This is a genomic window from Enterobacter chuandaensis (assembly GCF_003594915.1).
Taxonomy (GTDB): Bacteria; Pseudomonadota; Gammaproteobacteria; order Enterobacterales; family Enterobacteriaceae; genus Enterobacter; species Enterobacter chuandaensis.
The window spans coordinates 81,929-108,506 of record NZ_QZCS01000015.1; the positions used below are offsets into that span (position 1 = coordinate 81,929).

Sequence of the window (26,578 nt, forward strand, 5' to 3'; positions counted from 1 at the left end):
GTCAGCCTCTTCGCTGCCGGGCTACTTACTGCGAAAGTGCAGGGATAACATGCTGAGGATCGTTGGCAATAGCCCGCAGTAGCGCTTTAGCCGGTCCTGTTGGTGAGCGCCTGCCTTGTTCCCAGTTACGCAGTGTATCGACACTAACAGAAATTAAATTCGCAAATTTACTCTGCGATAGCCCGGAAGCCTGACGAATTTCTTTAATTTTCATCGCATCGATCTGAAAGGTGCGCGACGGTTCGCGTTTGCCCTCGGCAATTTCGTTCATTTGCGCCATGCTTTGGGTTAAACGCTCAAACAGGGCCTTATCCATTTACCACCTCTCTATCATCTTTTTCAGAATAGCTTTCTCACTCGCGGAGAGGTCATCTTTAATCCCTTTCCGCCAGCAAGCCAGCGAATCTTTCGCAAGCCTCCCGTATTCTGGATCAGATCGCCGTACTCCGGTTGCGTCGCCAGGAATATCTGGAACCTATGATATTCATCGTCATCCAGTAACGTTTTGACGTCTTCTGTGAAAATGTCCGTTTCAATGAATAGCATTAAACATACGCCATTGGCTTATAGTAACAAATGTCTAATGTACGTCAATGACGTACCCCTTGCTGATTACGTTAACGGGATACGCCGAATAAAGCGAAGGATACGTTCTGCTACGTTGTGTATTTGCGAGCCGCTTTCCAGACGACCGTTATTCTTCCTCGTTCCCGCCCTCTTCATACGCGCCATACGGCTTCGCAGGGAGAACGATATAGGTGCCTTCAAACACCGCGCCCGGGGTTTCATCACCGAACAGCTCAACCTGCATCTGTACGCGGGCTTTGCGGCCTCGAGCCAGACGATCGAGATCGCCACCGAGAGCGCCAAGGTCCGCCACCGCGCTCGGCTTGCCGCTGATAGGCGCGCTGTAGCGAATATGGGCATCGGCGAGAATGATGGTGCCGCCCAGATGGCGCTCGCGCAGCATCAGCCAGATAAGCCCCCAGCCGGTGAGCGTGGCCAGTGAGAAAAGACTTCCGGCAAACAGGGTGTGGTGCGGATTTTGATTGCCGGTTTCCGGCATGGTGGTAATGAATTTTTGCCCGGTGTACTGCTGGATGCGCACGCCCATCTTTTCACTTAGCGGGATGTGTTCATACCAGGCCTGCTGCAGCTGTCCGCACCAGTCCGCGCGATGCAAAATATCGTCCAGCGTGGCGATGGGTTTGATCATCAAGAAGTGGCGAATCGGCGTGGTTTGCGGAGCGGTGATTTCGCCCTGGTTAACGAAACCGAGTTTGGCAAAGAACTCCACGGCATCTTCCCGGGCGCTACAGGTGACGCGCTTGACGCCTTCCTGGCGGGCGACGGACTCCAGCGTCATCGCCATCAGGGTGCCGAGGCCTTTGTCCTGCACTGACGGGTGAACCGCCATAAAGCGAATAGACGCTTCGTTATCGGCGTTGATATACAGTCGCCCGACGGCGACGAGGTTACCCTCTTCGTCCATCACCATCTGATGGTGGGCCATCGCGTCCCAGGCGTCGCGTTCAGAGCCTTTTGGCTGATGCAGTGGCTTGCGCAGCATTTCCCAGCGGAACTGGTAATACGCGTTTAACTCTTCTTCCGTTTGCGGTACTCGAAGGTGATACATAGCTGTACTCTCTCTTGTTACCCGCGGCCACGCCGCCAGTTGGCTCATACCTGGAGCCAGAATGTGACGGGGCCATCGTTCACCAGTGAGACCTGCATATCTGCAGCGAATCGTCCGGTTTGCGTATTCATTTCCTGTTGGCGACAACGCTCAACAAAGTACTCGTAAAGTGCTTCTGCACGATCCGGCGCGGCGCCTTTAGAGAAGCTCGGGCGCATGCCGCGCTCGGTATCCGCTGCCAGCGTAAACTGGGAAACCACCAGCACGCTGCCGCCCGCCTGCTGGACGTTCAGGTTCATCTTGCCTTCCGCATCGCTGAATATGCGGTAGCCCAGCACGCGCTCGCATAAGCGGTTAGCTTTTTGTTCGTCATCATCCTTTTCGACACCTAACAACACCAAAAGTCCTGGGCCAATTTCACCCGTCACCTCTCCCTCCACGGTGACGCTGGCACGGGTTACGCGCTGTATCAATGCAATCATGGTTGGTCTGCTTCTAATTGTTTTTCAGCTTCTGCTGCTTTTTTAAGTTCGCGGTATACGCCGAGAGTGACAGTTATTTCGGCGCCAAGCAAGACGATACACCAGGTCCAGTAAACCCAGACAAACAAAATGGGGATCACCGCCAGCACGCCGTAAATCAGCTGATAAGAGGGGAACATGGTGATGTAGAGGGCAAACCCTTTTTTACCCAGTTCGAAAAGCACTGCCGCCACCAGCGCCCCAACTACCGCATCGCGGTTGGGCACGCGCGTGGTCGGTACAACGCTATAGAGCAGCCAGAATGAGAGCCACGACAGGATCAGCGGAAAAATACGCAACACGTTATCGATAACGCTGTTTAAATCACTCGCCCAGCGCAAGGAGAGAAGATACGAACTGATTGCCAGACTCGCCCCGGCCAGCAACGGCCCCAGCGTTAAAATCATCCAGTAGACGGCGAAGGAATAGACCTTAGGACGGATTTTTTTGCTTCGCCAGATGGTGTTAAGCGCGCTGTCGATGGAGTACATCAGCAGCAGCGCGGTGACAATAAGCCCGCAGGCCCCCACCGCCGTCATCTTGCTGGAGTTGGCAACAAACTGCTCGATGTAGTTCTGGATAACATCCCCGGTGGCAGGAATGAAGTTCGCAAAGACGAAATGGCGAAGCTGCAGGCTGACGTCCGCAAACATCGGGAAAGCGGAAAAGAGCGCAAAGATAACCGCCACCAGCGGTACTAATGAGAGCAACGACACGTAGGCGAGGTTACCCGCCAGCGTGGTCATGTTGTCCTCATCAATGCGATGCCAGAGCAGCTTCAGCCAGGCCCTCAGTGGGCGAGTATGATGCGTGGCTTTTTGATGAACGGTTTTTAGCATAACTGCTTCGCAAAGTAGTTCGGTATCGTCTCTTTTCCGGTCACCAGAATTGACGTGATACCCAACTGGTTAGCTCCCTCTATATTATCGTCGTTGTCGTCGAAAAAGACCGCATCGGCCGCGGTGAATCCCTCTGCCTGCAAAACAGCCTGATAAATTCCTGCTTCAGGCTTACGCATACCCATCTCTTGCGAAAGATAAATCTTATCTGCCGCCGCCTTAACTTCAGGGTATTCATCTGGCCAGAAGGTCGTGTGCAGACGGTTGGTGTTCGACAGCACAACCACCCGGTGCCCCTGCTCGCGCAGCTTGTGCATAATGTCGATCACTTCCGGACGGATCGCGACGAACACCGCCTGCCAGCCGTGGGAAAACTGTTCATAGCTTAACGAAAGCCCCATCTCCTGGCAGAAGCGTTCAGCAAACTCTTCATCGCTAATCTCCCCGCGCTCGTGCTGATGGAAGGTCTCCCCCATCGCGAAATCCTGCTTTAACGTCGCCAGCGGCACACGGCTAAAGTCGCTCCAGGCCCCCAGCACCCGGTTAAAATCGATATCGACGATTACGTTTCCTAAGTCAAAGATATAAAGCATGTTTATCTCCTTTCGCCGTGGAGAGATAACTGTAGCGGGAATCACGAGATTTGACTATGCGTGCCATCTAAGGTGTGCGATCGATTTTTACGGCGCGTTTTTACGACAGTACAGCGAAGGGACGTTCGACGCGGCAAAAAGCCACGCTCCACGGTACTCATCAATCATCAGGCTCAAATCTCTTCCCGGCGTACGATAAAAGCCCGGTAGCGTTGCATTGATATCAGCCTCATCCGCACTATCGGCGAAGGTTTTAACAATACGATCGTTATTTAATACGCGCGCGTTCTGATGATCGCTGTAGTGAAAATAGATGGTACGGTTGACTTCAGAAATCACGTGACCAAACAGTTTACCGTTAATGACAGCGGTCCCTTCCCGATGCTGCATTCGCCAGGAAACCGTACCGACAAACCGGTTTTTACCAATCGTCCACTCCACATCACCTGTACAGCGTATCGGCGCGCTCGAAAAATGCGAATACGCTAACCAGCCGCTGGTAATAGCAGCCCCCAGAAACGCCGCCAGCAAAATAATACGATTTCCGAGTCTCGTCATTGCTCATGCGCCCAAAAATAATGCGTGGTACATAACGCTGCCGCGTCATGTCGCGCATCGTTATTACAGACAAACGCCGCGATTCGCTCCGTTTTACTATAGCCGATAAGAAAAACGTATCGGTTTGCGGCACACAGGCTGGGGTAATTTTTTAACAAGCGCAGGTAATGGTCCTGCATGTGTTCATTAGGTGCATAAAAGAGTTGGCAGGCGTTGGCCGTACTGCCCGTTGAAAGTGGAATGTAGTGACTAAACGGCATGTTATAGTGATGTTTATATAATATGCCTCCGTTAATAAGCGCGATCAGAAAAAGCGTAGCAGTGGCTATTATTAACCACACCGGCTTCTTCATCACGATGCCCTCAGCTATTGCTGCGTCCTTATTGGCAATTACCGGCTCTGCGGTGGGAGTAAATACTTCAACCTGGGTGGCTTCGGAAAGCGTCAGCCCACGCCGTGAGATCGTTTTTACCGTATCGCGCGGTAACCCCACCTCAGCCAGCGCATTGCGCAATGTCAAAATGGCCTGGTAAAAGGTATTCGGTGTAGTTATGTCGTTACGTTCACCCCATCCCACCACCATTAACTGATTTTGCGAAATTATTTCGCCAGGATGGGTGACGAGATAAAGAAAGCAGAGGTTGGCAGGAAGCTGCAATTGTATCGTGCGCCCGATAATAGGATTCACCAGGGTTTTGTTTTCCGGGTCATACTCGACCAGCTTGTTAATGAGATACAATTTTACCTTCCTCTGCAATAACAATATTTAACCCTTCACACCCATATATTTAACAACAGTATAGGTCAGAAGGATTAGGACGCGATACCTCCCTACCTAAGATTAGAAACATCACATTATTTTTCAATTCGTTACAAGGCGTTTTTCTTAGGTGAGCCTCAGCTAAAAGGACATAATGAGATTTCATTACACTTCGCCAGGCCAAATAATTATATTGAGCCACACGTTGAGAAAAGACTGACGTTCAGGCAGATCGAGGCGACGAATCTTTAGCTATTAGTGCTATTTCGTCAATTTCCTTTCGGGATTGTTTTTGCGGAATAATCTTAATAGTTTGATGAATATTCCTGGGTAACGTCTGGCAATCGATGTTCTGTCACAATGCCTACGGCCTGCAAGAATAGAGACAGCCAGGAATTTATATTCCCTGGCATTATTTCTCATAAAGACGTCAGGATCGCTGGATATGTTTCAAGATTGACACATTTGAAAGGCAGTGAAATATTGATAATGAAAATAAGACAGGAGTGGACTGGATGATAACATCGTCGCAAAAGGTTGTCCGCTGTATAAGCTGCGAACTGTCCTGTCAGTTATTCCCGGATAACACAGTGCGCTCACAATACTGTGGCAGCGCCTCCTTCGCAGTTTGGCCGGTGGGAAATCATTTCCTGCAACTTGCAGTAGAAAATAAAATATTGTCCGGGAACAAGAATCACTTATTACGCGGATTTATTTTTGTAGATTTTTCGATATATAACCTACGCCTGCTTGTCGATCCGCAATGGATTGAACATCTGGCAATGACTAACATGCACATCGTGCTTATCACAGACCGTAAACTGGAGGCGTTGGCCCATTACTTTTTCGCTCATCGCAGTGAAATAAAGGGAATTATTTATTCAGATGACAATGACGCTTTATTGCAGGAAAAAATTAACCATCTTTTTTCCGGCAGGCGAGTGAGCAGCAGGCGAAGAAACACCCTGAATACTGTTGAATTCACTTTACTTAACAGATTTATGTCAGGAGTGTGCCTCCAGGAGATAATAAAAACAGCCAGCGTTGATGTGAAAAAAATTTACGTTCATAAAATACGATTAGAGAGGAAGTTAGGTACCAGCATTCATAAAATACTCGTTTCTATTTTGTAATTTCAACTTCTTAACATACCCACATTTAATGGTGTGGAGGATGTTTTACGCCTGAAAGAAAGGGGGCAGTCATGCCATATTTATTGAAACATTCACCTGTCGCCGTTGCGATTTCGCTGGCGCTATCGTCAGCGCTATTTACCGCGAATGCAGCAGTTATCGATTTTGCTAATTTACCTGCCACCGGAGCAGTAACGGATTTGCCTGCAGAAATACAGGCGCTGATTCCTGCAACGGCAAACGCGAACTTTAGCAAAAATACCAGCGATCCTAACTATGTCTACCAGTACAGCCCGGGCAATATCCCTGTCTATGGGGATGGGATCACGCTTGAAGGACCAGGGGCGGAAGCCTTTGAGCATTCGGTCACCGTTATCCAGAACTCCACGTCCGGCAGCCCGGGGGTGATATTTGGTGACGATTTGACTATTCGTACCCAGTCAAAAGTCGCTGCCAATAATGGTAAAGATGTCGACGGTATTCGTACCCATGGTATGAACACACCGGACAACCCGGTGTTTATCATTACCGGCGACCGCACCCACATTTACGTTAATGGCCAAAGCGGCGATGGCATTAATGCCGGGTACAGCTCCTTCAGTCAGGGCTCTCTCGGCTCCGCCAATGTTTATGTGGGTGACGATCTCTATATCGAAACCACCGGCAGTACCGGTCGCGGCATTAGCGCCTATGCACTGAATGATGCCTCGAAGGCCAAAAATAACATTGTCGTCGGCGATCGTGCGCATATTGTGACACGGGGTACCTACGCCGAGGGGATTCGTACCAACCAGAGCGGCTCATCCGTCAGCCTGGGGGATGAGGCCACTATCGAAACGTACGGCACATCGGCCTACGGCCTGTATACGGGTTCTGCCTCCAGAATCGAGCTGGGAAAAAAAGCGACCATTACCACCGACGCGGCCAGTGCCTCCGGCGTGTATTCTACCGGCTCGTCAACCATCACCCTTGATGAAGGCGCGACCATCACCACCAACGGTGCCAGCGCGCATGGCGTCTATGCGTACACAGCAGCGGTAAACGTTGGGGATAACGTCACCATTGCGGTCAACAGCAGTGAGAAAACCAGTAGCTCCGCGCAAGCACCGCACGGGATGTACGCCTGGTCACGCGGCGTGATAACGCTTGAGGGCGGCGCAACCATTACCACCGCAGGCCAGCGCGACAACGGAAGCTATGCCCTGAACGCCAGCAACGGTGGAGTGATTGATGCCTCCACGGGCGGCAAATTCATCCTCAACGGCGATATCCTCTCCGCTGGCGGCGTCGCGGCCACCAGCACCCTTCCGGCACAAAACAGCACCATTACGCTGACAATGAATAACAACTCACTGTGGAACGGAGCGTCCTACATTGAGAGCAATGCCGCAGGCAGCGGTGCCATCGCACTTACGATGAATGATGCCGTGTGGAATATGCGCGACAGCTCCACGCTGACCAGCCTGACCCTGAATGCGGGCGGCACGGTTAATTTCCAGCATGCCGGGGATGCGGCATGGCAAACCCTGACCATCAATGAGGATTACATCGGCAATGGCGGCAAGCTGGTTTTCAATACCGTGCTGTTTGACGATACTTCGGAAACGGACAAGCTGATTGTCGAAGGAAACACGTCCGGCCATACCGGCGTGGAAGTGAACAACATTGGCGGTACCGGCGCACAAACCGTAGAAGGAATTGAAATTGTCAGTGTAGGCGGCAACTCTGACGGGACGTTTGAGAAAGCCAGCCGTATCGTGGCGGGGGGTTATGACTATAACGTTGTGCAGAAAGGAAAGAACTGGTTCCTGACCAGCCTGGCTGAACCCGTTGACCCACCTGTCGACCCGGTAGATCCCCCTGTTGACCCTGTCGACCCGCCTGTTGACCCGGTTGACCCCCCTGTAGATCCCGTCGACCCTGTGGACCCGCCAGTTGACCCGGTGATCCCGCCGCAGGAACCGGTACCGCCTGCTGCGCCGCCGAAAAGCGAGCACCAGTACCGCCCGGAATTTGGCAGCTATCAGGCGAACAGCTATGCGGCAAATACGCTATTTATGACCCGCCTGCACGATCGTCTGGGTGAAACGCAGTACACCGACCTGCTTACCGGCGAGAAAAAAGTGACGAGCCTGTGGATGCGTAACGTCGGCGGGCATACGCGTTTCAACGACGGCAGCGGCCAGCTAAAAACGACCGCCAATCGCTACGTGCTGCAGCTGGGCGGCGATGTTGCCCAGTGGAGCACTGATGGCCTGGACCGCTGGCATCTTGGCCTGATGGCAGGCTACGGCAACAGCCAGAGCCGGAGCGCTTCCAGCCTGACCGGATACCACTCACGTGGCGAAGTGAATGGCTATAGCGTTGGTCTGTACGGTACCTGGTACGCAAACGAAGCCGATAAAAGCGGCACCTACGTTGATAGCTGGGTGCTGTATAACTGGTTCGATAATAAGGTGATGGGGCAGGACCAGGCGACTGAGCGTTATCACTCCAGCGGCCTGACCGCCTCTGTAGAAGCGGGTTATAGCGTTAAGGTGGGTGAAAGCGGCCGCAACAGCTACTGGCTCCAGCCGAAGGCGCAGGCCGTCTGGATGGACGTGAAGGCTGACGACCATCGCGAGCGCAACGGCACGCGGGTGAAAGATGAAACTAAAGGGAACCTGATGACGCGTCTCGGCGTGAAGGCCTACATCAGCGGACATAACGCGATGGATGACGGTAAATCCCGTACCTTCCAGCCGTTTATCGAGGCAAACTGGATCCACAATACCCAGACCACGCGCATTCGCATGGATGACGTCAGCAATGAGATGCGCGGTACGCGCAATATTGGTGAGCTAAAGACGGGCGTCGAGGGGCAAATTACGCCGCAGCTTAGCGTCTGGGGCAATGTGGCACAGCAGATTGGCGACAAAGGCTACAGCGATACGCAAGGGATGCTGGGGGTGAAATACAGCTTCAAATAGCAACAAAAAAGCCGCTGAGAAATCAGCGGCTTTTTTTACTACGGATTGACCGTATTAGTCTTCTTTCGCACCGCGCATAGCACGTTTACGATCGTTCTCGGTCAGGTGACGTTTACGGATACGAATTGACTGTGGAGTCACTTCTACCAGTTCGTCATCATCGATGAACTCCAGAGCCTGCTCCAGCGTCATCTTGATCGGTGGAACCAGAACCGTTGCTTCGTCAGTACCGGACGCACGCATGTTGGTCAGTTTCTTACCGGTCAGGCAGTTTACGGTCAGGTCGTTAGAACGACTGTGAATACCGATGATCTGGCCTTCGTAAACTTCAGCACCGTGACCCAGGAACAGCTTGCCGCGATCCTGCAGACCGAACAGCGCAAACGCAACCGCTTTACCCTGACCGTTGGAGATCAGTACGCCGTTGTTACGCTGGCCCACTTCGCCCGGACGAACGTCGTCGTAGTGGCTGAAGGTGGAGTACAGCAGGCCGGTACCGGAGGTCATGGTCATGAACTCAGAACGGAAGCCGATCAGGCCACGGCTTGGGATCACGTAGTCGAGACGTACGCGGCCTTTGCCGTCTGGATTCATGTTTTTCAGGTCGCCTTTACGCTCGCCCAGCGCCTGCATCACAGAACCCTGGTGCTGCTCTTCTACGTCCAGCGTTACGTTTTCGAACGGCTCTTGTTTACGGCCATCGATTTCGCGGAAGATAACTTTCGGACGGGAAACCGCCATCTCGAAACCTTCACGACGCATGTTTTCGATCAGAACAGACAGGTGCAGCTCACCACGACCGGAAACGCGGAATGCATCAGCGTCTTCGGTTTCTTCAACGCGCAGCGCAACGTTGTGCACCAGCTCTTTGTTCAGGCGGTCAAGGATCTGACGAGAGGTAACGAACTTACCTTCTTTACCACAGAACGGAGAGGTGTTGACGTTGAAGAACATGGATACGGTTGGTTCATCAACGGACAGGGCTGGCAGCGCTTCGACGTTCTGCGGATCGCAGATGGTGTCGGAGATGTTCAGTTCACCCAGACCGGTGATTGCGATGATGTCGCCCGCTTCAGCGATGTCGCTCTCGATACGCTCAAGACCCAGGTGAGTCAGTACTTTACCGACTTTACCGTTACGGGTTTTGCCTTCGCTATCGATGATAGTGACCTGCTGGTTAGGCTTCACTTTACCGCGCTTGATACGACCAATGCCGATTACGCCAACGTAGTTGTTGTAGTCGAGCTGGGAGATCTGCATCTGCAGGGTGCCTTCCAGGTCAACGTTTGGCGCAGGAACACGGTCAACAATCGCCTGATACAGCGGGGTCATGTCTTCAGCCATGTCTTCGTGGTCCAGACCTGCAATACCGTTCAGCGCAGAGGCATAAACGATAGGGAAGTCCAGCTGCTCGTCGGTCGCGTCGAGGTTAACGAACAGGTCGAAGACCTGGTCAACAACCCAGTCAGGACGCGCGCCAGGGCGGTCAACTTTGTTGATAACAACGATTGGCTTCAGACCATGGGCAAAAGCTTTTTTGGTCACGAAGCGCGTCTGTGGCATTGGGCCATCCATTGCGTCAACGACCAGCAGAACGGAGTCTACCATGGACATTACACGTTCAACTTCACCACCGAAGTCGGCGTGCCCTGGGGTATCAACGATGTTGATACGGTAGTCATTCCATTTAATCGCGGTGTTTTTCGCGAGGATGGTAATCCCACGCTCTTTCTCCAAATCGTTGGAGTCCATCACGCGTTCTTGGGTTTCGGCACGCGCATCAAACGTACCGGATTGCTGCAGCAGCTTGTCAACCAGGGTAGTTTTACCATGGTCTACGTGCGCGATGATGGCGATGTTACGCAAATTTTCGATCACAACTTTGCCTCAGGCATTTAGAAATAGCGCGTTATTGTACACGGATTAATCGCACTACAAAACAGGATCACAAACATCCCCCGCAAACAAGTATTGCAGAGATGCTTTGTGATCGCTTTCACGGAGCGGTAAAAGGGCACTTTAACGTAAATTGCACCAATATGGTGCTCAATGTTCACATTGAAGCACTATACTGGTGCAACAAATCCATCATGGTGCAGCCCTTTTGCACTATGGTGCGCATGATAACGCCTTTTTGGGGTGTTTTAAAAGTTGGCACAGATTTCGCTTTATAAAAAATACATGGCAACAGCCAGTACAAACAGAAATTGAAGACCTCGTTACCACGACGACAATGACCAATCTGGAGAGTTAAGTATGTCCGCTGAACACGTTTTGACGATGCTGAACGAACATGAAGTGAAGTTTGTTGATCTGCGCTTCACCGATACCAAAGGTAAAGAACAGCACGTCACAATCCCTGCTCATCAGGTGAACGCCGAATTCTTTGAAGAAGGCAAAATGTTTGACGGCTCCTCCATTGGTGGCTGGAAAGGCATTAACGAATCCGACATGGTTCTGATGCCAGATGCAACCACTGCGGTCATTGATCCGTTCTTCGAAGAACCAACCCTGATCATCCGTTGCGACATCCTCGAGCCAGGCACGCTGCAGGGCTACGACCGCGACCCACGTTCTATCGCAAAACGCGCTGAAGAGTACCTGCGTTCTACCGGCATCGCGGACACCGTTCTGTTCGGGCCAGAGCCAGAGTTCTTCCTGTTCGACGACATCCGCTTCGGCGCCTCTATTTCTGGCTCCCACGTGGCTATCGACGACATCGAAGGCGCATGGAACTCTTCCACCAAGTACGAAGGTGGTAACAAAGGTCACCGTCCAGGCGTGAAAGGCGGTTACTTCCCGGTTCCTCCGGTCGACTCTGCACAGGACATCCGTTCCACCATGTGTCTGGTGATGGAAGAGATGGGCCTGGTTGTTGAAGCGCATCACCACGAAGTAGCGACTGCGGGTCAGAACGAAGTGGCAACCCGCTTCAACACCATGACCAAAAAAGCGGACGAAATTCAGATCTACAAATACGTTGTGCACAACGTTGCGCACCGTTTCGGTAAAACCGCGACCTTCATGCCAAAACCAATGTTTGGCGATAACGGTTCCGGTATGCACTGTCACATGTCTCTGTCCAAGAACGGTACCAACCTGTTCTCTGGCGACAAATATGCCGGTCTGTCCGAGCAGGCGCTGTATTACATCGGTGGTGTTATCAAGCACGCTAAAGCGATCAACGCCCTGGCGAACCCAACCACCAACTCCTACAAGCGTCTGGTCCCGGGCTACGAAGCGCCAGTGATGCTGGCCTACTCTGCACGTAACCGTTCTGCTTCTATCCGTATCCCGGTGGTGGCGTCTCCTAAAGCGCGTCGTATCGAAGTGCGCTTCCCGGACCCAGCGGCTAACCCATACCTGTGCTTCGCAGCACTGCTGATGGCCGGTCTGGACGGTATCAAGAACAAGATCCATCCGGGCGAAGCGATGGACAAAAACCTGTACGACCTGCCGCCAGAAGAAGCGAAAGAGATCCCACAGGTTGCTGGCTCTCTGGAAGAAGCCCTGCAGGCGCTGGACGCAGACCGTGAGTTCCTGACTGCAGGTGGCGTATTCACTGACGACGCTATCGATGCTTACATCGCTCTGCGTACCGAAGAGAACGACCGCGTGCGTATGACTCCGCATCCGGTTGAGTTCGAACTGTACTACAGCGTTTAATTTAGTTGTTTTACCCGGCGTGACAAGCGCCGGGGGTAGTTGCCGTGGAAACTTTTAGCCCATCTCCGGATGGGCTTTTTTCTCCACCAACAACCTGATCTCACGCGCTTTTTACGCCGAAACCGCTATACTGCACTAAAATAGTGCAACCAACTCCAGGAGACTGCTGAATGGCAACTGGCACGCTGCCCGATGCTGGGCAGATCCTCAATTCTTTAATTAACAGTATCTTGCTGGTCGACGACGAGCTGGCCGTCCATTACGCCAACCCGGCGGCGCAGCAGCTGCTCGCCCAGAGCGCGAGAAAACTGTTTGGCACCCCGCTTCCGGAACTTCTGAGCTATTTTTCGCTGAATATTGGCCTGATGCAGGAAAGTTTGCAGGCCGGCCAGGGGTTCACCGATAACGAAGTGACGCTGGTGATTGACGGGCGTTCGCATATTTTATCGCTGACCGCGCAACGTCTTCCTGAAGGCATGATCCTGCTGGAAATGGCACCGATGGATAACCAGCGTCGCCTGAGCCAGGAGCAGCTTCAGCATGCGCAGCAAATTGCCGCCCGTGACCTGGTACGCGGTCTCGCGCATGAAATCAAAAATCCGCTGGGTGGGTTACGCGGCGCAGCGCAGCTGCTGACCAAGGCCTTGCCCGACCCCGCGCTGGCGGAGTACACCAACGTCATCATTGAGCAGGCGGACCGCCTGCGTAACCTGGTTGACCGCCTTCTTGGGCCACAGCAGCCGGGCATGCACGTCTCAGAAAGCATTCATAAAGTGGCGGAGCGGGTAGTGAAGCTGGTCTCAATGGAGCTGCCGGAGAACGTTACGCTGGTGCGAGATTACGACCCCAGCCTGCCGGAACTGGCGCATGACCCTGACCAGATTGAGCAGGTCCTGCTGAATATTGTACGCAATGCGCTGCAGGCACTGGGGCCGGAAGGGGGCGAGATTATTTTACGCACCCGTACCGCCTTCCAGCTCACGCTGCATGGTGTGCGCTATCGTCTGGCGGCACGCATCGACGTTGAGGATAACGGGCCCGGTATTCCTTCTCATCTGCAGGACACCCTGTTCTACCCGATGGTAAGCGGCCGCGAAGGCGGTACGGGACTGGGCTTATCTATCGCCCGCAGCCTGATCGATCAGCACTCCGGAAAAATTGAATTTACCAGTTGGCCGGGACATACCGAGTTTTCGGTTTTCCTGCCGATTAAAAAATAAAGGTGACGTTTATGCAACGAGGGATAGTCTGGGTAGTCGATGACGATAGCTCCATCCGTTGGGTGCTTGAACGCGCACTCACAGGGGCAGGATTAAGCTGCACGACGTTTGAGAGCGGCAGCGAGGTGCTCGACGCACTCACCACCAAAACGCCGGACGTACTGCTCTCGGATATTCGCATGCCGGGCATGGACGGGCTGGCGCTGTTAAAACAGATCAAACAACGCCACCCGATGCTCCCGGTCATCATAATGACCGCGCACTCCGATCTGGATGCCGCGGTAAGCGCCTATCAGCAAGGAGCATTCGATTACCTGCCCAAACCGTTCGATATCGACGAAGCGGTGGCGCTGGTTGAACGCGCGATTAGCCACTACCAGGAGCAGCAGCAGCCGCGCCACGCACCCGATTTTGGGCCTACCACTGACATCATCGGCGAAGCACCGGCGATGCAGGACGTGTTTCGCATTATTGGCCGTCTGTCCCGCTCGTCCATCAGCGTATTGATTAACGGTGAATCGGGAACCGGTAAAGAGCTGGTGGCGCATGCATTGCATCGCCATAGCCCGCGGGCAAAAGCGCCGTTTATCGCCCTTAATATGGCGGCGATCCCGAAGGATTTGATTGAATCTGAACTGTTTGGCCACGAAAAAGGGGCGTTTACCGGCGCGAATACCATTCGCCAGGGGCGCTTTGAGCAGGCTGACGGCGGCACGCTGTTCCTGGACGAGATCGGCGATATGCCGCTGGACGTGCAGACCCGCCTGCTGCGCGTACTGGCCGACGGGCAGTTTTACCGCGTGGGCGGCTATGCGCCGGTGAAGGTGGACGTGCGCATTATCGCCGCGACGCATCAGAACCTGGAGCTGCGCGTGCAGGAGGGGAAATTCCGTGAGGATTTATTCCACCGCCTGAACGTCATTCGCGTTCATTTGCCGCCGCTGCGCGAGCGTCGGGAAGATATTCCCCGACTGGCGCGTCATTTCCTGCAGGTTGCAGCCCGCGAACTGGGTGTGGAAGCCAAGCAGCTTCACCCGGAAACCGATGCCGCCCTCACCCGCCTGGCCTGGCCGGGCAACGTGCGCCAGCTGGAAAACACCTGCCGCTGGTTAACCGTGATGGCCGCCGGGCAGGAAGTGCTGATTCAGGATTTACCGGCCGAGCTGTTTGAGGCCACCGCGCCAGAAAGCAGCACCGGGCACGCGCTGCCGGACAGCTGGGCGACGCTGCTGGCGCAGTGGGCCGACCGCGCGCTGCGTTCCGGTCATCAAAACCTGCTGTCTGAGGCTCAGCCAGAGATGGAGCGCACGCTGTTGACCACCGCGCTTCGTCATACGCAGGGCCATAAGCAGGAAGCGGCGCGCCTGCTGGGATGGGGACGTAATACCCTCACGCGCAAGCTGAAAGAACTGGGAATGGAGTGATCTTACTCCGCTGTGTAAAGGTTATTAATTGAGCGCAAATTGCCGTTATTTTGCGCTTTACTGTTCCGATGAGTTTTGTATGATCGTGCCCGGAAATTGGGGGGAGCATCATGCTGGAATCATTAGTGACTTTACTTTCGAGCGGAGCAGCAGAAAGCCACACGCCACAAACTGCCGTTGCGGCGGTGCTGTGTGCGGCGCTGGTTGGACTGTTTAGCTAGCGGGTTGAAATGTAAAAGCCGGGTGGCGGCTTCGCCTTACCCGGCCTACATTTCGTGCTTTTGCGGCTTAAATCACCCGCGAGAACTGCTGCATACGTGCTTTCTGACGCAGATACGCGTCAAAGCACATGCAGATATTACGGATCAACAGACGCCCTTTCGGCGTGACCTCAATCGCGCTCTCAGACACATCCACCAGCCCGTCTTTCGCCAGCGGCGCCAGAAGCTTCAGGTCTTCCGCAAAATAATCGCTGAATGTCAGATCCCACTGCGCTTCCACGTCGCTAAAATCAAGACGGAAGTTGCAGATAAGCGCCTTAATCACATCGCGACGTATACAGTCGTCACGGGTCAGCGCAATACCACGCCACAGCGCGTTGCCGGTTTCATCTACCTGCTGGTAGTAGAGCTTCAGCTCTTTCTGGTTCTGCGCGTAGCAGTCGCCAATCATGCTGATCGCCGAGACGCCCATCCCCAGCAGATCGGTGTCGCCCTGGGTGGTATAACCCTGGAAGTTACGGTGCAGGACACCTTCGCGCTGAGCAACAGCCAGCTCGTCATCCGGACGGGCAAAGTGATCCATGCCGATAAACTGATAGCCGGTTTCGGTCAGCGAGGTGATGGTTTCCTGCAGGATATCCAGCTTCTGCTGGGCAGAAGGCAGATCGGCATCTTTAATTTTGCGCTGGGCGGCGAACAGCGTCGGCAGATGTGCATAGTTAAAGACGCTGAGGCGGTCCGGGTTGAGCTCGGCCACGCGCTTCAGGGTGAAGGCGAAGCTCTCCGGCGTCTGCTTTGGCAGGCCGTAAATCAGGTCGATATTGGTCGAGGTAAAGCCGATGTCACGCGCGTGGTTGAGTAAGGCGAAGATAAACGCTTCGTCCTGCTCGCGGTTGACCAGACGCTGCACCTCTTTATTGAAATCCTGCACGCCCATGCTCAGACGGTTGAAGCCCTCGGCGCGTAAGTGATCCAGAACATCCAGCTCAATTTCGCGCGGATCGACTTCGATCGAGATTTCAGCGTCGTCGTTAAAATTGAAATTTCCGCGCAGCAGCGTCATCAGGCGGCTTATTTGCGCCTTATTCAGATAGGTTGGCGTGCCGCCACCCCAGTGAAGCTGGCTGACGTGACGCCCTTTAAACAGCGGAGCGCGGTGCACAATTTCCTGTTCGAGCGCATCGAGGTATTGGTCAGCTTTATGCTGCTGACGGGTCACGATTTTATTGCAGCCGCAGAAGTAGCAGAGCTTGTGGCAGAACGGAATATGGACGTAGAGCGACAGCGGACGCTCTGGATAGCGCGCGACGGCCTGCTGAAAATCCGCCTCGCCGAAGGCATCGGAGAACTCCAGCGCGGTGGGGTATGAGGTATAACGCGGCCCGGAATAGTTATACTTCTGGATTAGGGCCAAATCCCAGTCGATAGTTGGTGCTGACATGCTCACTCCTTCCGTTGGTGTCGCGTTCGTATACGGCGGCCCGTTCTGGCCCCATCGCGGGCCATCATTCGGGTGCGCAGCCACTTCTGTCGCCGCGACAACCGCCGTAGTTTAACGAATAACCACACCAGATAACATATAACCGGAAGGGTTATAAGCAGGACTATCCTACCTGCCGGATGCAAATGTTAGTTTCCACCCTTCAGAAGACGCATCATGTCTTCCTGCTTTTCTTCTTCCTCTTCGTCGTCTTCGTCATCGTAAGACAGACCAAGCTTCTGCATCAGTTCATCAATGCGGTCCAGTTTGGCATCCACCCATGACTGCTCTTCGGCGGTCAGGGTTTCACCCTCTTCAAGACGTTCCAGCAGCGCGTCCAGGCGCTCATCGTTCTCCAGCATATCCAGCTCAGCCTGCGGTGAAAGCATAGGTTTCTCGCTCTTTGGTTTGTGCTGCTTAGTGACCGGGGTGTCTGTCACGCCCAGTGGAATGGGAGTTTTACTGCCGATACGAGGATCTTTCTGCTGTTTGCCTTTTGCAGAGGTGCCTGCTGCCGCACCGCCGTTTGCACGGCTACCCGCAGCATGGCCACGATGTTTTTTATCGCGTTTGCGATCGCGCGCTTCCTGATTCAGTTCTTCGCGCGTTTTGCGGCGTGCTTTTGCCGGGCGTTTCGTGCCCGCTGCGGTGGTCGGTTTTTTCATGATGTTTTATCTTTAAGTCGTTTTCTTCAGTATAGAATTGCGGCGAAATCTAGCAGAAAGCAAGCAAAGAAAAAAGGCGACAGAGCAATCTGTCGCCTTTTTTCCTGACTCACAACCCTTAACGGGTCAGACATTCCATGTTTACCAACAACACACCCTGTTTATCCTTTGGCTGATACCGTCCGTGTATGGTTCCATTTCCTGTTAAAACGCCTCCAGGCGCTGGTCGTCCTGACTGTCCTGCGTCTTCGCCTCCTGGCGCTCCTGACCCTAATCCTTAAGTCTGATTCCTGTTGGCTTCCTCGCCCTGACGCACACTTTACCTTGTTCAGTTAAACTGACAAGCAACGAAACGGTACAAATGAGATTTTCAGACAATTACCCGGAAATAAGCTTATGATTTAAAACAGTTTGGCTTTTTTGACATCTGCGAATTCTCTGAAATCTCCCATAGCAACATTAGCCGATCTCTCACAACGGTTTGGGCATTCGCCTGCAAGCCCTGTGCAATGAGAAAAGCCTTTTGCCCGCATTCGGGTATAATCCCCTCAGATTACGATTTTTGGAGACGACCACGTGACTACCTGGAACTACCAACAGACGCATTTTGTCACCAGTGCGCCCGATATTCGCCACCTGCCTTCTGATACCGGTATTGAAGTGGCATTTGCTGGCCGCTCTAATGCGGGTAAATCCAGCGCCCTGAATACGCTGACCAATCAGAAGAACCTGGCGCGTACCTCAAAAACACCTGGCCGTACCCAGCTGATTAACCTTTTTGAAGTCGCTGAAGGCAAACGCCTCGTCGACTTACCGGGATACGGTTATGCGCAGGTTCCGGAAGAGATGAAGATCAAATGGCAGCGTGCGCTGGGCGAATACCTGGAAAAACGCATGTGCCTGAAAGGTCTGGTGGTGCTGATGGATATTCGTCACCCGCTGAAAGATCTCGATCAGCAGATGATCGACTGGGCTGTAGCAAGCGATATTGCCGTGCTGGTCCTGCTGACCAAGGCCGATAAGCTGGCGAGCGGCGCGCGGAAAGCGCAGGTGAATATGGTTCGTGAAGCGGTACTGGCCTTCAATGGCGATGTACAAGTGGAACCCTTCTCTTCGCTGAAAAAGCAGGGCGTGGACAAGCTGCGCCAGAAGCTCGATAGCTGGTTTAACGAGCTGGAACCCGCGACGGAAGCGGAAGAAGAGTAATACCGAGCGCGGCGAAGTCCGCGCTTTTTTTTGCCTGAACTTTTCTTTGCCGCAATAAAAAACGCCCCAGTCATTACTGACTGGGGCGGCTAAAATATTCAGCCAAATCCGATTACGTGAAGTAAAAGGTCTGAAAGATAGAACATCTTACCTCTGTACCCTACGTCGATAACTCTACCCCTTTTTTTGCTGCAGAAAAAGCACTTTTTGTAGTTTTTTTTCATTCTTTACATAGGGAATTCTAATGATCGTCACAAAACACGCGTTGTTATGTTGCTAACTTACATAAAAAGCGTGTTATTCATATAACGCTTAGTGAGCCTGATCCCAGTTTTCACCACTTCCCACTTCCACCAGCAACGGCACGTCAAGCGTCATGCTGCTTTCCATCAGTTCATGGATCTTTTTCGACACGGAATCGAGATCGTCCTTGTGCACTTCAAATACCAGTTCATCGTGTACCTGCATGATCATTTTCACGCGCGGCTTCTCTTTCTCGAGCCAGGCATCCACGGCTATCATGGCACGCTTGATGATGTCCGCCGCGGTACCCTGCATTGGGGCGTTGATCGCCGCACGCTCTGCGCCAGCGCGGCGCGCCGCGTTGCTGGATTTGATGTCCGGCAGATAGAGACGACGGCCATCCAGGGTTTCGACGTAACCTTTTTCCTTCGCCTGCGCGCGGGTGCGTTCCATATATTCCAGCACGCCCGGATAACGCTCGAAGTAAAGGTCCATATACTTCTGCGACTCTTTACGCGGAATATTGAGCTGGCGTGAAAGACCAAACGCGCTCATGCCGTAGATCAGACCGAAGTTGATCGCCTTAGCACTGCGGCGCTGTTCGTTGGTCACGCTTTCCAGCGGCAAACCAAAGACCTCTGCCGCGGTTGCACGGTGGATATCTTTCCCTTCCGCAAAAGCGGTCAGCAGACCTTTGTCGCGGGACAGGTGCGCCATGATGCGCAGTTCAATTTGCGAGTAGTCAGCCGAGACAATCAGGTAGTCATCAGGAGCAATAAAGGCCTGACGAATGCGACGCCCTTCTTCATTACGCACCGGAATGTTCTGCAGGTTAGGATCGGTTGACGAGAGACGCCCGGTTGCCGCTACCGCCTGATGATACGACGTGTGCACACGGCCCGTTTTCGGGTTGATCATCAGCGGAAGTTTGTCCGTATAGGTAGACTTCAGCTTCGCGAGACCACGATACTCCAGAATCACTTTTGGCAGCGGGTAGTCCAGCGCCAGCTCTTCAAGCACCTCTTCAGACGTTGACGGCGCGCCGCCAGGGGTTTTCTTCAGTGGCTTGATGCCCTGCTTTTCAAACAGGATGGTTTGCAGCTGTTTCGGAGACGAGAGGTTAAACGGCTCGCCGGCAAGCTCATGCGCTTTTTGCTCAAGCTCGGTCAAACGCTGCGCGAGCTCGCCAGAGTGGTTATGCAGCACCGTTGGATCAATCTTCACGCCATTGCGTTCGATACGGGACAGCACGGGCACCAGCGGCATCTCAATATGCTGGAACACATTCAGTGGACCTTCGTGCTTCTGCAGTTTTGGCCACATCTTCAGGTGCAGCTGCAGCGTGACGTCGGCATCTTCCGCCGCGTAGCGACCTGCTTCTTCGAGAGCAATCTGGTTAAAGGTGAGCTGATTTTTCCCTTTACCGGCAATCTCTTCAAAGGTAATGGTTTTGTGCTTGAGCCAGCGGTCAGATAAGGAATCCATATCATGACGGCCCGCCACGCTGTCCAGAATGTAGGATTCGAGCATGGTGTCGAAGGCAATCCCGCGCAGTTCAATGCCGTAGTTTTGCAGAATGCCGCGGTCGTACTTGAGATTTTGCCCAACCTTCAGCGCCTTTTCGTCTTCCAGAATCGGCTTCAACAGCTCAAGCGCGCGTTCACGGGAGATCTGCTCCGGCGCATCGAGGTAGTCGTGCGCCACAGGAACGTAAGCAGCAATACCCGGTTCTGTCGCAAATGACAGGCCCACCATATTGGCTGAGATGTTGTCGAGGCTGTCAGTTTCGGTGTCAAAGGCAAAGACCGGCGCTTTTTTCAGTTTCTCGATCCAGGCGATCAGCTGCGACTCGTCAAGAATGGTTTCGTAGTTATCGAAGGAGAGCGCTACGGCTTCTTCTTCCGCCTGCTCTTCGGCATCAACGACGATCGTCTCCTTCGGTTTTGCGGCAGGTTTCGCCCCTTTTGCCTGCAGCCATTTACCGGCTTCCACGTCAGTGGTCCATCGCTTGAATTCGTATTTCTTAAACAGGCTCAGCAGATCGTCAGCGGAAGGCTGTTGTACTTCAAGCTGTTCACAGCCCAGTTCCAGTTCCACATCGGTTTTGATCGTTGCCAGCTTATAGGAGAGATAAGCCACCTCTTTGTTCTCTTCCAGCTTCCCGGCCATGGTTTTTGCGCCACGGAAGGAAAGGCCGGCGATCTTGTCTGATTCCGCGTAGAGCGTATCCAGACCACCCAGCCCCTGGAGCAGCGCCTGCGCGGTTTTTTCACCGACGCCAGGGACACCAGGAATGTTATCCGAGGAGTCGCCCATCAACGCGAGGAAATCGATAATCAGCTCTGGCGGCACGCCATACTTAGTGACCACTTCTTCTGGACCCAGAATGGTGTTGGTCATGGTGTTGATCAGGGTAATACCTGGCGTCACCAGCTGCGCCATATCTTTATCACCGGTGCTGATCAGCACCGGACGGCCCATTTTTTCTGCTTCACGCGCCAGCGTACCGATGACGTCGTCAGCCTCCACGCCAGAGACGGCCAGCAGCGGCAGGCCCATTGCTTTCACCATGGCGTGCAGTGGCTCAATCTGCGCACGCAGATCGTCAGGCATTGGCGGACGGTGAGATTTGTAATGCTCAAACAGCTCATCGCGGAAGGTTTTGCCTTTCGCATCAAAAACAACAGCCGCATGGGTTGGCTGATACTGAAGGATCAGGCTGCGCAGCATATTGAGCACGCCGTACATTGCGCCGGTAGGTTCCCCTGCGCTATTGGTCAGAGGAGGAAACGCATGGTACGCCCGATACAGGTAAGAAGAGCCGTCGACGAGAATAAGTGGGTTTTCTGGGATCTGAACCATAATGTCCGTGCCTTTAATCAATTTATGGGTAAAGGATGCCACAGAAGGATGAAAACATCAGTTATTCGCGCCAGATACAGGAAAAGATTTTGCGATCGTGAGGATCGCTCGCAAAATTCAAACTGTGGATAAGTTTGTGTATATTTTCACTTCATATATAAAAAAGACGCTTAACGCAGACGCCAATCACAAATAAAACATTAAATATCATACAGTTGATTGGCATTACACACTCAAAATTGCATGCTGATGGCTATTTAGCCTATGTGGATATAACTCCTGATTAGCGCTCAATATTAGAGAAATCTTCTGTGTCCGGATAAAAGCCGCCGATTGACGGTGTGAAAGCGCCATTACTTTGCCTGTTTTCTGGTAAAATCAGCGCCCTGCGCCGAATAGCCGGTCGCTCACTTACAGCTAACTACCTGAAAAAGCTCATCATGTCGAGATTGCTCGCTGCAATAACATTACCGCTAAGCATCATTTTAACTATTCTGGTGACGATTGCCTGTTCTGTGCCGATCATTGTCGCCGGGATCGTTAAACTGCTGCTGCCTGTCCCCGCGGTGTGGCGAGCCGTATCTGCGTTTTGTAATTTCATGATGTACTGCTGGTGCGAAGGACTGGCGATCCTGCTGTGTCTGAACCCGCATCTGAAGTGGGATGTTGAAGGGCTGGAGAGCCTCAACAAAAAGAACTGGTATCTGCTGATCTGCAATCACCACAGCTGGGCGGACATCGTGGTGTTATGCGTGCTTTTCCGCAAACACATCCCGATGAACAAGTACTTCCTGAAACAACAGCTTGCCTGGGTGCCCTTTATCGGGCTGGCCTGTTGGGCGCTTGATATGCCGTTTATGAAACGTTATTCGCGCAGCTATCTGATTCGTCATCCGGAGCGTCGCGGTAAGGATGTGGAGACCACGCGCCGTTCCTGTGAAAAGTTTCGCGCGCATCCAACGACCATCGTGAACTTTGTTGAAGGCTCACGGTTTACCGAAGAGAAACGTCAACAAACTCGCTCCCCTTATCAGAACCTGCTTCCGCCAAAGGCGGCGGGTATCGCGATGGCGCTTAACGTGCTGGGTTCACAGTTTGATAAGTTACTTAACGTCACGCTCTGCTATCCGGAAAACGATAAGACGCCGTTTTTCGACATGCTCAGCGGCAAACTGACGCGCATTGTGGTTCGGGTAGATTTAGTTCCGATCGATGCCGGGCTGCATGGTGACTACGTTAACGATAAGAATTTTAAACGTCGTTTCCAGCAGTGGCTTAATACGCTCTGGAAAGAGAAAGACGAGCAGATAGACAGCATTAAATCTTCATACAAAAACGCCGGTCAGTGACCGGCGTTTTTACATCAACGAACTTACTTTTTCTCGACCAGGTATTTCACGGTATCAGCATACTGTTGTACGAAGATATCCATGCTGCTGGTGTCCATGCCCTGCATGTTCAGCTGATATTTGCCGTTAACAAACATCGCCGGAACGCCCTGAAGCTGCAGGTCAGCGGCCGCTTTTTCCTGCTGAGCGACCAGCGATTTCACCACAAAGCTGTTCCACGCGGCGTCGTACTCTTCACCTTTCACACCGGCATCAACGAACACTTTACGGATATCCGCAGTGGTCTGAACGGTCTGGGTTTTCTGTACGGCTTCAAACATTGGAGCGGTGATTTTATCTTCCACGCCTAGCGCCATCGCAACCGCCCACGCCTGAGTCAGGTCTTTACCCAATGGGCCCAGGAACTCAACGTGATACTTGGTCATTTTGGTGCCTTCTGGCAGCTTTTTCTTCACGTTGTCAGAAACATGCAGCACTTCTTCAAACTGATAGCAGTGCGGGCAGTAGAACGAGAAGAACTCCAGAACCTGTGGCTCACCAGCAACCGGCTTTTCCAGCGTGATAAACTGTTTACCGTCGGTAAACTGCGCAGCAGAAGCGCTAAATGCCAGAATCATACCTGCCAGCGCCAGCCAAATTTTTTTCATGATTAACTCTCTCCTGGGTGTGTCCAATTAATACATCGGCGTTAATTGCAGAGGAGGTTCCTGAAGAACCTTGACCTGCTCAGTAAATGTAGATATCTGGCTGCGCCAGTAATCTTCTCCGGTAAGCCACGGGAAATTACGGGGAAATGCGGGATCGTCCCAACGCCTGATTAACCATGCGAGATAATAAACAAAACGCATCGCACGTAAAGGCTCAATCAGGGCAATTTCGTCTGAATTAAACGGGCTAAATTCTTCATAGGCTTCAATAATCGTTTCAAGCTGCATGCGCTGCTCGGCTTTGTCCCCATTCAGCAGCATCCACAGATCCTGAACCGCTGGGCCCATGCGCGCATCGTCGAGATCGACAAACAGCGGGCCATCGCGCCAGAGAATATTTCCGGCGTGACAATCGCCGTGCAGGCGCAGAACTGAAATATCATCACGCCAGCAGGTTTTCACCGCAGCAATGAGCTTATCGGTGGCGTTAAGGAAATCATCCTTTAACGCTTTGGGGATCATTGCAGATTTTTCGAATACCTCGCGCGGTTCAAGAAGGTATTCCTGAATACCGATAGTCGGACGAGCAATAAAGTCTTTTTTGCGCCCCGTCTGGTGTATACGTCCCAGATAGCGAGCAACCCACTCCATCTGATCGATATTATCCGCTTCAAACTGACGACCACCCAGACTGGGGAATACGGCGTAGTAAAACCCTTCATGCGTGAGCAACGTTTGGTTATGGAACTTTATGGGTGCGGCAACGGGGACGTCATCTTCCAGCAGATCGTGAGCAAACTGGTGTTCTTCCTGAATTTGCTGTGCAGACCAACGTTCAGGGCGATAGAACTTTACGACGAAGCGCTGACGATCCTCGTCCTGAAATTGGTAGACGCGGTTTTCGTAGCTGTTTAACGGAGTTAGCCCGGAATCCACACGAATACCCTGTTCAAACAGGGCATCCATAATGGTATCCGGGTGTAGTGTCTGGAAAGTAAAAGCCTGGTCGTTCATCCGATCATCCGGAAATTATACGAATGATTCAGGATATCATCTTGTGGCGATTTCGGTGGCTCCGCTTACAAGCTTTTACTCTTTAATTACGCCCCGGGCGCGCAGCAATGCGGTTTTAAAATCTTCCTCATAATCCTTCTGAATACCAGGAATAACAGCATCTTTGGCAGAGTCGCGCATTTTGAGGTGGTAGATCAGGATGTCATCAGAAAGGTCTGCCAGTTCGCCGTCAAAACCTGACTCTTTTGCCAGTTTCTGTAAGAATTGCATCAGATTCAGCTCAGGCTCTTTTTGCCAGGCTGGCTGGAGGAGTTCAATGACTTCATTCAGACGTTTACATTTCATGGTGGTGCTCCTTTCATTTAGAGTGACACGTTAGCAGGGTCAATCCCACAATAAAAGAGGCGATATTCGTGAATCTTAGTCAGGAAATCATCGGCGTCGTTCTCGCAGGCGGCAAAGCTACGCGGATGGGCGGGGAAGATAAGGGATTACAGCTCCTGAAGGGCAAGCCATTATGGCAGCATGTCGCTGATACGCTTGTCGATCAGGTATCGGCAATGGCGCTGAGCGCAAATCGCCATATCGATATTTACCAGCGCAGCGGGTTTCCCGTTTATCAGGATAACCTCGCAGATTATCCGGGGCCGCTGGCCGGCATGCTTTCGGTGATGCAGCAGTCGCAGGGCGAGTGGTTTCTCTTTTGTTCGTGCGATACGCCATTAATACCCACCTGTCTGGTGGAGCGAATGGTGCAACAGCGAGGTGATTCACCCGTGGTCTGGGTGCATGACGGCGAGCGCGACCACCCAACTATCGCGCTCATTAACAGATCATTGATTCCTGCTTTGAGCGACTATCTGGCTGCCGGAGAACGAAGAGTGATGGTGTTTATGCGTAAGGTCGGTGGACATGCTGTTGATTTTAGCGACATGAAAACATCGTTCGTGAATGTGAACACAACGGAAGATTTACAGGCCATGCAGGAGAAGAGATGACCTCTGTTTTAGCCATTTCCGCCTGGAGTGGGACAGGAAAAACCACGTTGCTGAAAAAACTGATACCCGCGCTGTGCGCCCGCGGTATTCTCCCAGGCTTGATTAAGCATACTCACCATAATATGGATGTCGATAAGCCAGGCAAAGACAGCTATGAGCTGCGCAAAGCGGGTGCCGCACAAACAATGGTGGCAAGCAACCAGCGCTGGGCTTTGATGACAGAAACGCCGGATGAGGCGCCGCTGGATCTCGCGTACCTGGTGAGCCGGATGGATCACTCCACACTGGATCTAGTGCTGGTTGAGGGGTTTAAGCATGAGGCAGTGCCTAAGATCCTGCTGTTCCGAAGCGATGCCGGGCACGATATCAGCGAGTTAACGCTGGATGAGCATGTGATTGCGGTGGCCAGTGATGTTGTTCTCGATGTTGAGGTTCCGGTGCTGGATTTAAATGATGAGGATGGGATTGCTGAGTTTATTGTGAGGTGGTGTGCGGTCTGACTTGCCGGGTGGCGGCTTCGCCTTACCCGGCCTGCCGTTTTTTCAGCGTATAAACGCAAAAAGGCCATCCTTG

General features: G+C 52.8%; 25 protein-coding genes and 1 pseudogene. 10 read left to right on the forward strand and 16 right to left on the reverse strand.

What is annotated here, in order from left to right:
* Positions 1-25: 25 nt before the first annotated feature.
* The 8 genes and pseudogenes from nadS to D5066_RS19370 form a co-directional block, all read right to left on the reverse strand.
* The gene (gene nadS / locus D5066_RS19335) at positions 26-316 is read right to left on the reverse strand and encodes a NadS family protein (protein ID WP_061096529.1); all 291 of its coding nucleotides are present in this window, start codon (positions 314-316) and stop codon (positions 26-28) included.
* Positions 317-546 (reverse strand): annotated as a pseudogene (locus D5066_RS23265) (type II toxin-antitoxin system RelE/ParE family toxin).
* Positions 547-694: 148 nt separating this feature from the next.
* Positions 695-1,636: a fatty acid biosynthesis protein FabY gene (gene fabY / locus D5066_RS19345; protein ID WP_165853358.1), complete on the reverse strand. Its 942-nt coding sequence runs from the start codon at positions 1,634-1,636 to the stop codon at positions 695-697.
* Between the two features lie 44 nt (positions 1,637-1,680).
* Complete coding sequence (gene dtd, locus D5066_RS19350) at positions 1,681-2,118, reverse strand: D-aminoacyl-tRNA deacylase (RefSeq protein WP_008501836.1); 438 nt, start codon at positions 2,116-2,118, stop codon at positions 1,681-1,683.
* On the reverse strand, positions 2,115-2,996 hold the full coding sequence (locus tag D5066_RS19355) for a virulence factor BrkB family protein (RefSeq protein ID WP_045260235.1): 882 nt from the start codon (positions 2,994-2,996) through the stop codon (positions 2,115-2,117). Before D5066_RS19355 ends, dtd begins: the two co-directional genes overlap by 4 nt.
* Positions 2,990-3,589, reverse strand: coding sequence for a glucose-1-phosphatase (yihX, locus tag D5066_RS19360; RefSeq protein WP_119916935.1), 600 nt, complete (start codon positions 3,587-3,589; stop codon positions 2,990-2,992). The genes D5066_RS19355 and yihX overlap by 7 nt, the downstream gene beginning before the upstream one ends.
* 87 nt (positions 3,590-3,676) lie before the next feature.
* On the reverse strand, positions 3,677-4,147 hold the full coding sequence (locus tag D5066_RS19365) for a hypothetical protein (protein WP_119916936.1): 471 nt from the start codon (positions 4,145-4,147) through the stop codon (positions 3,677-3,679).
* Positions 4,144-4,887, reverse strand: a complete 744-nt coding sequence (locus D5066_RS19370) for a winged helix-turn-helix domain-containing protein (RefSeq protein WP_119916946.1) — start codon at positions 4,885-4,887, stop codon at positions 4,144-4,146. Before D5066_RS19370 ends, D5066_RS19365 begins: the two co-directional genes overlap by 4 nt.
* 536 nt (positions 4,888-5,423) lie before the next feature.
* On the opposite strand from D5066_RS19370, the gene D5066_RS19375 reads away from it, so the two are divergent.
* Both D5066_RS19375 and D5066_RS19380 read left to right on the forward strand, forming a co-directional pair.
* On the forward strand, positions 5,424-6,041 hold the full coding sequence (locus tag D5066_RS19375) for a helix-turn-helix transcriptional regulator (RefSeq protein WP_119916937.1): 618 nt from the start codon (positions 5,424-5,426) through the stop codon (positions 6,039-6,041).
* 71 nt (positions 6,042-6,112) lie between these two features.
* A complete protein-coding gene (locus D5066_RS19380; protein ID WP_119916938.1) occupies positions 6,113-9,010 on the forward strand; it encodes an autotransporter outer membrane beta-barrel domain-containing protein in 2,898 nt (965 codons plus the stop codon).
* 54 nt (positions 9,011-9,064) lie between these two features.
* On the opposite strand, the gene typA is transcribed toward D5066_RS19380, so the two are convergent.
* Entirely contained in the window at positions 9,065-10,888 is a 1,824-nt protein-coding gene (gene typA, locus D5066_RS19385) for a ribosome-dependent GTPase TypA (protein WP_028014891.1), read from the reverse strand.
* 378 nt (positions 10,889-11,266) lie between these two features.
* On the opposite strand from typA, the gene glnA reads away from it, so the two are divergent.
* From glnA to D5066_RS19415, 4 genes are all read left to right on the forward strand, one after another.
* A complete protein-coding gene (gene glnA, locus D5066_RS19395; RefSeq protein ID WP_008501856.1) occupies positions 11,267-12,676 on the forward strand; it encodes a glutamate--ammonia ligase in 1,410 nt (469 codons plus the stop codon).
* A gap of 170 nt (positions 12,677-12,846) precedes the next feature.
* Positions 12,847-13,896, forward strand: a complete 1,050-nt coding sequence (gene glnL, locus D5066_RS19405) for a nitrogen regulation protein NR(II) (protein WP_080330278.1) — start codon at positions 12,847-12,849, stop codon at positions 13,894-13,896.
* A gap of 11 nt (positions 13,897-13,907) precedes the next feature.
* Positions 13,908-15,320 (forward strand): nitrogen regulation protein NR(I), encoded by a 1,413-nt coding sequence (glnG, locus tag D5066_RS19410; RefSeq protein ID WP_028014893.1) that lies wholly within the window; start codon positions 13,908-13,910, stop codon positions 15,318-15,320.
* Positions 15,321-15,430: 110 nt separating this feature from the next.
* Positions 15,431-15,541, forward strand: a complete 111-nt coding sequence (locus tag D5066_RS19415; RefSeq protein ID WP_017382667.1) for a YshB family small membrane protein — start codon at positions 15,431-15,433, stop codon at positions 15,539-15,541.
* 67 nt (positions 15,542-15,608) lie between these two features.
* Here the strand turns inward: D5066_RS19415 and hemN are convergent, their stop codons facing one another.
* The gene (hemN, locus tag D5066_RS19420) at positions 15,609-16,982 is read right to left on the reverse strand and encodes an oxygen-independent coproporphyrinogen III oxidase (protein WP_119916939.1); all 1,374 of its coding nucleotides are present in this window, start codon (positions 16,980-16,982) and stop codon (positions 15,609-15,611) included.
* Between the two features lie 188 nt (positions 16,983-17,170).
* Complete coding sequence (yihI, locus tag D5066_RS19430) at positions 17,171-17,686, reverse strand: Der GTPase-activating protein YihI (RefSeq protein WP_119916941.1); 516 nt, start codon at positions 17,684-17,686, stop codon at positions 17,171-17,173.
* A gap of 576 nt (positions 17,687-18,262) precedes the next feature.
* Between yihI and yihA the strand changes: the two genes are divergently transcribed.
* Positions 18,263-18,892, forward strand: coding sequence for a ribosome biogenesis GTP-binding protein YihA/YsxC (gene yihA / locus D5066_RS19440; RefSeq protein WP_014885764.1), 630 nt, complete (start codon positions 18,263-18,265; stop codon positions 18,890-18,892).
* A gap of 98 nt (positions 18,893-18,990) precedes the next feature.
* On the opposite strand, the gene spfP is transcribed toward yihA, so the two are convergent.
* Both spfP and polA read right to left on the reverse strand, forming a co-directional pair.
* Positions 18,991-19,038, reverse strand: coding sequence for a small protein SpfP (spfP, locus tag D5066_RS23370; RefSeq protein WP_071892919.1), 48 nt, complete (start codon positions 19,036-19,038; stop codon positions 18,991-18,993).
* Between the two features lie 166 nt (positions 19,039-19,204).
* Positions 19,205-21,997 carry a DNA polymerase I gene (gene polA / locus D5066_RS19445; RefSeq protein WP_080330274.1) on the reverse strand — a complete coding sequence of 931 codons (2,793 nt, stop codon included), beginning with the start codon at positions 21,995-21,997 and terminating at the stop codon, positions 19,205-19,207.
* Positions 21,998-22,437: 440 nt separating this feature from the next.
* Between polA and yihG the strand changes: the two genes are divergently transcribed.
* A complete protein-coding gene (gene yihG, locus D5066_RS19450) occupies positions 22,438-23,346 on the forward strand; it encodes a 1-acylglycerol-3-phosphate O-acyltransferase, YihG family (protein WP_119916942.1) in 909 nt (302 codons plus the stop codon).
* Between the two features lie 23 nt (positions 23,347-23,369).
* Here yihG and dsbA read toward each other — a convergent pair whose 3' ends face one another.
* The 3 genes from dsbA to D5066_RS19465 form a co-directional block, all read right to left on the reverse strand.
* On the reverse strand, positions 23,370-23,993 hold the full coding sequence (dsbA, locus tag D5066_RS19455; RefSeq protein ID WP_028014899.1) for a thiol:disulfide interchange protein DsbA: 624 nt from the start codon (positions 23,991-23,993) through the stop codon (positions 23,370-23,372).
* Positions 23,994-24,020: 27 nt separating this feature from the next.
* A complete protein-coding gene (locus tag D5066_RS19460; RefSeq protein WP_119916943.1) occupies positions 24,021-25,007 on the reverse strand; it encodes a serine/threonine protein kinase in 987 nt (328 codons plus the stop codon).
* A gap of 75 nt (positions 25,008-25,082) precedes the next feature.
* Positions 25,083-25,352 (reverse strand): YihD family protein, encoded by a 270-nt coding sequence (locus D5066_RS19465; RefSeq protein WP_003861904.1) that lies wholly within the window; start codon positions 25,350-25,352, stop codon positions 25,083-25,085.
* 68 nt (positions 25,353-25,420) lie between these two features.
* On the opposite strand from D5066_RS19465, the gene mobA reads away from it, so the two are divergent.
* The gene (gene mobA, locus D5066_RS19470; protein WP_119916944.1) at positions 25,421-26,005 is read left to right on the forward strand and encodes a molybdenum cofactor guanylyltransferase MobA; all 585 of its coding nucleotides are present in this window, start codon (positions 25,421-25,423) and stop codon (positions 26,003-26,005) included.
* A complete protein-coding gene (gene mobB, locus D5066_RS19475; protein WP_119916945.1) occupies positions 26,002-26,505 on the forward strand; it encodes a molybdopterin-guanine dinucleotide biosynthesis protein MobB in 504 nt (167 codons plus the stop codon). Before mobA ends, mobB begins: the two co-directional genes overlap by 4 nt.
* Positions 26,506-26,578 lie beyond the last annotated feature (73 nt).